Origin of the sequence: Candidatus Protofrankia californiensis (assembly GCF_900634765.1) — a bacterium.
Taxonomy (GTDB): Bacteria; Actinomycetota; Actinomycetes; order Frankiales; family Frankiaceae; genus Protofrankia; species Protofrankia californiensis.
The window spans coordinates 15,986-23,391 of record NZ_CAAAFT010000129.1 but is presented as its reverse complement, the minus strand read 5'-3'; the positions used below and the strand labels follow the sequence as shown (position 1 = coordinate 23,391).

5 protein-coding genes are annotated in these 7,406 nt (G+C 67.8%); 2 read left to right on the top strand and 3 right to left on the bottom strand.

What is annotated here, in order from left to right; all coding sequences use genetic code 11:
* The 3 genes from DD1DGNOD_RS07870 to DD1DGNOD_RS07860 form a co-directional block, all read right to left on the bottom strand.
* Positions 1–1,476, bottom strand: a 1,476-nt coding sequence (locus DD1DGNOD_RS07870) for a GGDEF domain-containing protein (RefSeq protein ID WP_241255542.1), incomplete at its 3' end; no start/stop codon positions are given.
* Positions 1,477–2,088: 612 nt separating this feature from the next.
* Positions 2,089–3,096: a pirin family protein gene (locus tag DD1DGNOD_RS07865; RefSeq protein ID WP_131765923.1), complete on the bottom strand. Its 1,008-nt coding sequence runs from the start codon at positions 3,094–3,096 to the stop codon at positions 2,089–2,091.
* Positions 3,097–3,296: 200 nt separating this feature from the next.
* Positions 3,297–4,400, bottom strand: coding sequence for a ferritin-like domain-containing protein (locus DD1DGNOD_RS07860; RefSeq protein ID WP_430827772.1), 1,104 nt, complete (start codon positions 4,398–4,400; stop codon positions 3,297–3,299).
* 609 nt (positions 4,401–5,009) lie between these two features.
* Between DD1DGNOD_RS07860 and DD1DGNOD_RS07855 the strand changes: the two genes are divergently transcribed.
* A complete protein-coding gene (locus tag DD1DGNOD_RS07855; protein ID WP_131769773.1) occupies positions 5,010–6,551 on the top strand; it encodes a CoA transferase in 1,542 nt (513 codons plus the stop codon).
* A 99-nt stretch (positions 6,552–6,650) separates the two neighbouring features.
* On the top strand, positions 6,651–7,358 hold the full coding sequence (orn, locus tag DD1DGNOD_RS07850; protein ID WP_131769772.1) for an oligoribonuclease: 708 nt from the start codon (positions 6,651–6,653) through the stop codon (positions 7,356–7,358).
* Positions 7,359–7,406: the final 48 nt, after the last annotated feature.

The window sequence follows — 7,406 nt, the reverse complement described above, 5'->3', positions numbered from 1 at the left end:
GTGCAGGTCGGCGCCGGGCCGGTAGTACTCGATCTGGCTCCGGGCGGCCTTTGCCGTATACATCGCGATGTCCGCCCGCTGCAGCAGGACGTTCCCGGCGACCGCGTGATCGGGATAGACCGCGACCCCGATGCTGACGTCGACGTGGAAGCTCACCCCGTCGACGTCGAAGGGGCTGTCGAGAGCGGCCAGCACCCGCTCGGCAACAGTCCTCGCCGCGGTGGCGTCGGCATCCTGCAGGAGCACGGCGAACTCGTCGCCGCCGAGACGGGCCAGTAAGTCCGTCGGACGCAGCGCCGCCTCGATACGGCGTCCGACAAGCTTCAGCAGGTCGTCGCCGACCTGGTGACCGAGAGAATCGTTGATCTCCTTGAAGCGGTCCAGATCGAGCACGAGCAGCGCGAAGCAGACGGTGCCGTTGCTGCGCAGCTCCTCCTCGTTGAGACGCTCGAAGAACCCGCGACGGTTGGCAAACCCCGTCAGCTCGTCCGTACGCGCCTGCAGCTTGCTCTCCGCGAGCTGGCGGACCTCGGTGAACGTGATCCCGGCACGTACGAGGGCGGCCATGATCGTCCCAGCGGCAAGTATGACAGTCAACGCTGGGAGCTTCACGAAGGCCCCGAGCACCAGCAGTACGAGTGCGGCGACGGCGAAGAAGACCGGGACGAACATTACCTCCCACCCGGCGATCCGCTCGGGCATCTCCCGCGGTGTCCGTTGCCATGCGGCGCAGGCCGGCAGGACGAGCGCGAGCACCCAGAGCACCTCGACGGGGCCACCCGGGGAGTAGGTGCCGGCCGCCATCGCACCGGCGACGATCGTGTCGGCGACCGCAAAGCCGGCCAGTGCGCTCCCCAGCAGCCACCAGGCCTTCTCGGGGTGCCAGCCCCGCAGCCCGAAGACACTGGCCACGAGCACGAGCAGCATCAGGTCGGCAAGCGGGTAGGCGATGTTCAGGCCAAGAACCGACAGCCCTACCGGGTTATCCACTCCGATGGCGGCCGCGGCAAGCCCGCTCGCCAGTGCCGCCACGCCGAGGCCACCCACCAGAGCGTCAAGCCACACGCTGGGATGGAACCGGGTGACACGTCTACGTAGCAGGAGAATCACAGAAACGCAGGTGGCCGCATAGAACACGAGCCAGCCGATGTCCGCAGGTGACGGCGACGGTGCTTCAACCCGACTTGTGATCTCGGTGAAATAGATGGTGCCGGCGCCGTAGAACACCAGACCGGTTCCGAGTGCGGCCCAGGCGAGCCGCTCGCCGCGGACCAGAATCGCACGCAACATACAAAAGGCGCCGGCGACGACACTGAAGCAGTTGCCCAGCCACCTGTCGATCTGGTTGACGGTGGATGACGCATCCCGTAGACCGGCGAGTGCCGTGACGGCGAAAAATACGGCCGCCGCCAACAGCACAACCCGTCCCGCTCCGATCAACCGTAGCCGGCCAGCGGCATGGACTGACGTCGTCAAGCGGTCATCCCCCATTATCACGTCGGCGGGGTACATTCTGGCACCACGACGCCTATTCATCCTGAACCACCCACTCAGTGACCCAGGATCCGGGCCTCCAGCGGCGCGAAAGGATCATTATCGCGCCTTTGGTCTTCCAGGACCCGGGTGGGCAGGGCCACCAGAACCATGATCCCAAAGGGTCAAGGCCAAAGGGATCATGTTCTTACCGCGCCCGAGGTATCTGGATCACTAAAGAGGGGTTACTTCTACGTGGAACGCTCCTGCACCGATAGTTCAACACCGTCTCGCCGCGACAGCACGCCGAACCCTCTCGACACCCAGCCAAAGACGTCGAGAGGACGGCGAAAAGTCCGCCAGGTAAACATGCATGGTATAAGCAGCCACCAGCAGGCCGCAATCGGCGCGGACTCGTCACGCTCCGTATTTTTGATACATGATGAGTTCAAAGCGTGCACGCCGGAACACGGATATGTATCGCATCTGCATCTGCATCTGCACCTGCATCTGCACCTGTTTTTGCACCGTATACCGATCTCCGTCATTACCGAAAGAAGACTCGATTCCCTGATTAACCGCCGATAATCGATCAACCACAGATTTCGCGTCCACTCAGCCCGACCGGCGGACGGCCCGGTGCGGCATGAGAGCATTTGCGGGGATGACACCGAGGCGGCCCGCCTGGTAGTCCGCCACCGCCTGGCGTAGTTCGTCCCTGGTGTTCATCACGAACGGGCCGTACATCTCGACGTGCTCCCGGATCGGCTGCCCGCCGAGCAGCAGCACCTCCAGCAGTGCGCCTGCTTCGGGCTGCCGGTCATCGGCCGCGAGCGTCAGGTGGTCACCGGGTCCGAACACCGCGAGCTGCCCGGTGCGGATCGGCCGGCCCTCGCCGCCGGCCCGCCCCGAGCCCGCAAGAACGTAGGCCAGCGCGTTGAAATCCGGCTCCCAGGGGACCGTCAGCCGTGCGCCCGGGAACAGGGTCGCGTGCATCACCGCGATCGGGGTGTGGGTGATACCCGGTCCGCGGTGACCGGTCGTGTCGCCGGTCGTGTCGCCGGCAAGGTCACCGGCTATGAGCCGCAGCAACGCGCCCGCGTCCGGCGACGCGAGCAGGGCAACCTGGTCGCCTTCGATGCTCTGATAGCGCGGTGGGCTGAACTTGTCCCGTGCCGGCAGGTTGACCCACAACTGGATGCCGTGGAAGAGCCCACCGCTGACGACGAGCTGCTCGGGCGGGGTCTCGATGTGCAGGATGCCGGCGCCCGCGGTCATCCACTGGGTCGCTCCATCCGTGATTACCCCGCCTCCGCCATGGGAGTCCTGATGCTGGAACGTTCCGTCGATCATGTAGGTCACGGTCTCGAACCCGCGGTGCGGATGCCAGGGCGTGCCCTTGGGTTCACCGGGCGCATAGTCGACCTCGCCCATCTGGTCCATGTGGACGAAGGGATCGAGATCGGCGAGATCAACCCCGGCAAAGGCGCGGCGGACGGGAAAGCCCTCGCCCTCGTGGCCCGACGGTGCGGTCGTGACCGACCGGACGGGACGCTCCACCCGGCCGGGCAAGGGTGCGGCCAGGCGCGGCAGGCTGGTTGTGTCGGCGGTGACGGCAGGCATACTGTCCCTCCCAGAGCTTTGTTGCCTATGCAACTACTGGAAGAGGATAACTCCGGATCGCCCGGATCGCTTCCCGGCGGCGCGGTCGGCGCAGCGGCCGACCGGCCGACCAGTGGCTCGGCCGCTCAGGCACTCAGATGTTCGGCCGGTCAGACGCTCACGCACCCAGCCGCTCCCACCCGGCCGGTCAGACGCTCGGGTCAGATCGCCGCGGCGATCGTCTCCGCCACCTGCTCCCTGCGTCTGGCGAGTTCGGCATCCTGCGCTCGCGCCCGGTCGAGGTCGTCGGCGATGTCGGCATCCCTGCGCATCAGCTCGGAAAGATCGAAATCGGACAGGTCGAGCACGCCCATCTGCGAGTAGGCGGTGCGGACCTTATCCCCCCACAGGCCGATGTCCTTCACGCACGGCACGATCCGGCTGAACAGCAGCCTGCGGAAAGCCCGCATGTACTCGGAGGTCTCAACCGCGGCAAGGCAGTCGTCCACGTCGAAGCCGAGGTTCTCCCAGACCTCAGCGCCGCGCAGCCGGTCACGCATGAGCCAGCAGCTCTCGACGACGAACTCCTCACGTTCGTCGAGCTCCCGACGGCTGAGCTGCGCGTAGTAGTCGCGCAATGCCAGCCGTCCGAACGCCACGTGCCGGGCCTCGTCCTGCATGATGTAGGAGAGAATCTGCTTGGGCAACGCCGCTGTGGCGACGTCCCGCAGGACGCCGAAGGTGGCCAGGGCGAGACCTTCGATGAGCACCTGCATGCCCAGGTACGGCATGTCCCACCGACTGTCGCTGAGGGTCGTGTCCAGCAGCGACTGCAGCTCGCGGTTGATCGGATACAGAATACCGATCTTCTCTGTCAGGAAGCGGGAGTAGATTTCCGCGTGCCGGGCCTCGTCGATCGTCTGGGTTGCGGCGTAGAACTTCGCGTCCATGTCCGGGACGGATTCGACGATCCGGGCACTGCAGATCATCGCGCCCTGCTCGCCGTGCAGAAACTGGCTGAACTGCCAGGCCATCAGGTGTTGGCGCAGTTCACCCCGCTCCCGCGGGCCGAGCTTGTCCCACAGGGGAAGCCCGTAGATCGGAACCGTCGCATCCGATGATCCCAGCGGGTGGTGGGGATCCACGTCCTGCGACCAGTCGATCCTGCTCGACGCGTCCCACTGCTTGTCCTTGCCCTGCTGGTAGAGAGCCAGCAGGCGAGCCCGGCCGTCGGCGTAGTCCCAGGAAAACCGGGCACTGCCGGCCATGGGGACGTCCCAGGTACGATCACCGGCCGACACGTCGTAGCGGTCATGTGCGCTGATTGACCGAACCTCCAGTTACCAGACCCCGACCGGCCGAAGGACTGCGCGATCATGATCATCCGTACCGCCGGAGGCCGCCCGAACAGACCCGGTGAGGCGGCACCGGCAGGACATCCCGACGGACCAACTACCGCGTGTCGAACATGTCCACACCGTCACAGTACCCGTTGACCAGTCACCGTGCCGGTGCAGGCTCAACGAATCGGCGGCAGCGCACGGGAACCGCGCAGAGCATGGCCGGGCTCCACGTCCCTCATCCCTCGAGGCCTCATCCCTTGGGGGGGTGAAGGTGCCCAACACGCCGCCGGTAAAGTTAATGGTTTGTGACAACTGGCCTCGAAGGCCGGCTGGACCGCTACCGTCGGGGCCGTGGACCGCAGCTGCAGTCGACCGGATTTCCTGCGACAAGAGCGCCTGCGAGCAGCAGGGCGGCTCCGAAGCCGTCAACGTCCCCGTGACAGTCATCGCCACCGCCGGGTGGCGGTCCGGCCACCGGGGCGTCCGGCCTGGCGCCACTGAAACCGAACGGGTCGGGTCCTCGCAGACCTGTGCAGCGGCCCGATTCGCTCGCCGGCTCGCCGTACACGCGATGTCGCAGAGAGGGCGCAGATGCCGACGTCCGGGCACGGCAGCGGGCCGGCAACGAGCGATCAGTCGCACCGTCGCCATGTTCGGGAACTGATCGCTGAAGCCTCACAGGCGCTTGGCGGCGAGTTTCCCGACCACGACGCAGTGACGATCATCGGTTCGCCGCGGACCCTGCCGTCGCGGCTGCCGGTCAGTGCGCTTGCCCAGGCGACAGTCGCCGTCGTCGGGCTCGCGGCCAGCGAGCTCGGCGCCGTACGCACAGGGACGGGCCCACGGCGCAGGGAACCCCTGACAATCGACAGCGGCGCGGTGGCCGCGGCCTTCACCAGCGAACGGCACCTGCGCCTCGACGGACGGCCGCAGGTCGGCATGGATCCGCTGTCTGCGTTCCTGCCGGCAGCGGACGGCTGGGTGCGGCTGCATGGCAACTACCCGCATCATCGCGCCCGGCTGCGGGCGGCACTCGGGATCGCCGACACGACGGCTGACCCGACGGCCGCGGTCACCGCGGCAGTGGCCACGCTGACCGCGGCCGAGGTCGAGGATCGCGTGGTGGCGCATGGCGGCGTGGCCGCGGCCGTGCGAGACCCCGCCGGATGGGAACGACACCCACAGGGGCGGGCCCTTGCCGGGCTGCCCCTGATGAGGATGCAGCATTGGGGAGACGAGCAGGCATCCCGCGGGAGCCGCCGCCCGACCGGCGAGACCGGTCTGCCCGCCGCGGGGATCCGCCTCCTCGATCTGACCCGGGTCATCGCCGGCCCAGTCGGCACCAGGATCCTCGCCTTTCTCGGGGCCGACGTCCTGCGGGTCGACAGTCCGCGGCTGCCCGAGATCCCAGCCCAGCACCTCGACACCGGCCCGGGCAAGCGATCAACCTTTCTCGACCTCGGGCGCCCGACCGACAGGCGGATGTTCGAGGAGCTCGTGGCGTCCGCGGATGTCGTCGTGACCGGCTACCGCCCCGGGGCGCTGGACCGGTTCGGGCTGTCACCGCAGGCGCTGCACGAGCGGCATCCCGGGATCGTGGTGGCGACGCTGAACGCATGGGGACCGACCGGGCCGTGGGCCCGGCGGCGCGGGTTCGACAGTCTCGTCCAGGCCGCCACGAGCATAGCCACGACAGAAGCCGGCGGTGATCCGGGCAGCACCCGACCCGGGGTGCTGCCCGCCCAGGCGCTCGACCACGCCACCGGCTACCTGACGGCGGCGGCGGTCCTACGTGCCCTCACCCTGCGCCATCGGGAATCCGGTTCCTGGCACGCCCAGCTGTCGCTTGCCCAGACCGCCACCTGGCTGCTTGCGCGCGCGAAGGCCGGCGAGGACGCCGGCGGCAGCACAGCCGCGGCTGGCACCACGGACACGTCCACGAAGGCGTCCACGGACACGCTCACCAGTCCAGCAGACGTCCGTCCGGTCGACGCGACGCCGTGGCTCGACACGATCGACAGTCACGCCGGGCGGCTGACCTATGTGCTTCCGCCCCTGCGGCTGGACGGCGGCCCGCGCACATGGTCCCACCCTCCGCGCTCTCTTGGCGCTTCCTCCCCGACCTGGCTGTGATCACGGTGCGACCGGCAACCCACGACGGGCAACCCACGCCTGGCAAAGGGCGGGCCCGCGCGTGACGTCCCGGCCCGGAGACCCTAGGGTCAACCAGATATGGATCGCCTCGTCTGGATCGACTGTGAGATGACCGGGCTCGACGCCGCCTCCGATCTCCTGCTGGAGGTCGCCTGCCTGGTCACCGACAGCGAACTGAATATTCTCGGCGAAGGCGTGGACGTGGTCGTGTCCGCGCCGGAGACCGCCCTGGCCGGGATGGATGCCGTAGTCCAGCAGATGCACGCCACCTCGGGTCTGACCGAGGCCGTGCGGGCATCGACGCTGACCATGGCCGAAGCCGAACAGCAGGTGCTCGAGTACGTCCGCAGCCAGGTTCCGGACCCGGGCAAGGCCCCGCTGTGCGGTAATTCGATCGCCACCGATCGTAACTTCCTTGCCCGGTACATGCCGACACTCGACGGCTACCTGCACTACCGGATGGTCGACGTGTCGACCGTGAAGGAACTCGCCCGGCGCTGGTACCCGCGGGCCTACTACGCGGCACCGCCCAAGCGCGGTGGGCATCGCGCCCTGGCCGACATCCAGGAAAGCATCGACGAACTGCGCTACTACCGAAAGGTGATCTTCGTGCCGCATCCGGGGCCCACCAGCGAGTCGGCCCGGGCGGCGGCACGGGAGATCAGCGCGGACGGTAACGCAAGCGGCACACCGTTTACCCCGGCAGACGTCACCCCGGCGGGTATCACCCCGGCAGGCCTCACCCCGGCGGAAGTCACGGAAGCCCCACCCGCAGCCGCCATCTGAACCCCGTCGGAACCCCCGTCGGAACCCCCATCGGAACACAGCCCGGAC